2 protein-coding genes and 1 pseudogene are annotated in these 2,247 nt (G+C 70.0%); 1 reads left to right on the top strand and 2 read right to left on the bottom strand.

The window, feature by feature from the left end:
- Window positions 1-450: sensor N-terminal transmembrane domain-containing protein (locus AC2W7C_RS16990; RefSeq protein WP_486002433.1), on the bottom strand; the 450-nt coding region annotated here is incomplete at its 3' end.
- A complete protein-coding gene (locus AC2W7C_RS16995; protein WP_486002434.1) occupies window positions 419-1,123 on the bottom strand; it encodes a response regulator transcription factor in 705 nt (234 codons plus the stop codon). The genes AC2W7C_RS16990 and AC2W7C_RS16995, both read right to left, overlap by 32 nt.
- Before the next feature lie 173 nt (window positions 1,124-1,296).
- Here AC2W7C_RS16995 and AC2W7C_RS17000 point away from each other — a divergent pair.
- A pseudogene (locus AC2W7C_RS17000) lies at window positions 1,297-2,247 on the top strand (hypothetical protein); the annotation flags it as partial.

Consider the following 2,247-nt stretch of genomic DNA (forward strand, 5'->3'; position numbering starts at 1 on the left):
GCGGGGTTCCCGCGGCCTCGCCGGCGGCAGCGGCTGGCCCGGGATGGCCTCCGTCACCGCATAGCTGTCGGCGACCAGAAGTCCGTCGACGTCGAACAGGCGCGCGCGCTGGCCGGGCAGGATGAAGTTGTCGCGCAGCCAGCGGCTGGCCTCGATGGGATCCAGGGACGGCGTCGGCTCGCCCTTGGTCACGCCCAGGCGCTCGTCCCCCAGGACCCGGACCAGCAGTTCCGCCTGCGCGGCCAGGGTCTCCTGACGCGCCTCGATCAGGCTGCGGCTCCATTCGTTCAGCGCCAGGGCCCCGACGAACAGGATCAGCAGGCTGAGCAGGTTCAGCGCGAGGATCAGCCCGCCCAGGCGCGATCCGCCGAACCGCTTGGGACGGCGCGGCCGGTCGTCCTCCGCCGAAGCGGCCGGTTCAGCTTTCGCGATAGCGGTATCCAACGCCATACAGGGTCTCGATGGCGTCGAACTCGGGATCGACCACCCGGAACTTCTTGCGCATGCGCTTCACGTGGCTGTCGATCGTCCGGTCGTCCACATAAACCTGATCGTCGTAGGCCGCGTCCATCAGGTTGTCGCGGCTCTTCACGAAGCCCGGACGCTGCGCCAGGGCCTGCAGCAGCAGGAATTCCGTGACGGTCAGCTTCACCGGCTTGCCGTCCCAGGTGCTTTCGTGCCGTGCGGGGTCCATCGTCAGCTTGCCGCGCTTGATGGCCTTGTTGCCGCCCTCGGCGGACGCCTCGGGCTCGCCCCCGTCGGCGCCGGTGCGGCGCAGCAGGGCCTTCACCCGCTCGATCAGCAGGCGCTGGCTGAAAGGCTTGTGGATGTAATCGTCGGCGCCGAGGTTGAAGCCGAGGATCTCGTCGATCTCCTCGTCCTTGGACGTCAGCATGATCACGGGCAGGCTGGACGTCTGGCGCAGGCGCCGCAGCACCTCCATGCCGTCCATCCGCGGCATCTTCACGTCCAGGATGGCGAGGTCCGGCGGAGAGGTCTCCAGCGCCTCCAGGCCCGAGGCCCCGTCGTGATAGGCGGTGATCTTGTGGCCGTGGCTCTCCAGCGCCAGCGACACGGAGGCCACGATGTTCTCGTCGTCGTCGACCAGGGTGATGTTGGCCAAGGGGCTCTCCTTGCAGGCTCGTCGTCCCCGCATCAACGCGCGGCAAGCGTAACCGTTCTACGGGATCGGGGTGAGATTACGGCGGAAAAGATGGGCCGCCAGCCCCGAATTCGCAACGAAACTCGCCCTTAAAGTCTGTGCGCCATGATCCCGGAGAACATCGCGAGCGTTTCATGGCCGGCCCCGTCCACTACGAAGTCTACATCCGCAAGACCGCGCCGGCGCCGTGGACGCTGCAGATGGCCACGGAGGATCGCGCCCACGCCATCGAGACGGCCGAGGATCTGCTGCGCGACGACCGCGCCGCCGCCGTCCGCGTGACGAAGGAGACCCTCGATCCGGACACGATGGAGTTCAACAGCCTGACGGTGCTGACGCGCGGGGCGCCGGAGGTCCAGCGCAAGCGGGTCGTGCCGGCCGAAGAGGCCGGGCCCCGCTGCAACGGCCCCAGCGACCTGTACGCGCCGATGGCCCGGGAGCTGATCGGACGAGTGCTGGAGGACTGGCTGCAGCGGCAGGGCGCCACCGCGTTCGAACTGCTGCATCGCCCGGACCTGGCGGAAAGGCTGGACGCCTCGGGGGTGGAGCTGCAGCATGCGATCCAGAAGGTCGCCGTGCCCGAGAGCCAGGCCGTGGGCCAGCCGGTGCACGACCTGGTCCGCCACTACCAGCGGCTGGCCGAACAGACCATCGAGCGCCTGGTGTCGGCGGGCCGCAAGAACCGGTTCCCCAGCCTGGAGAACCACTCGCTGGCGGACATCGCCCATCGCCTGTCGGGCCAGCCCGAGCGGGCCTTCGTCATGGCGGGCGTCGTCGCCGGCGCCCTGGAAGGCGTGCGGGGCGGCCGCGCCCGGCTGGACAGGCTGATGGACCTGGCCGACCGCGCGCCGATGGACGGACCGCCCCGCGCCCTGGTGATGGTGCCGATCGAGCAGTTGCTGTGCGAGATGCTGAGCGCCCGCACCAGCCTGGCCGACGTGCTGGGACCGGCGCTGGATCAAGGCGCGTCGCTGGCCGCCGTGGTCCGGATGGTCGCCCCGCGCGAGGTCAGCCTGCTGGTGGCCCAGGACGCACGGATGGCGCTGCAGGTCCCGGCCGTGGACGGCCCTGCCGCCCGGCTCGGC

The organism is Brevundimonas sp. CURTG3B2_SDJG, assembly GCF_057364705.1.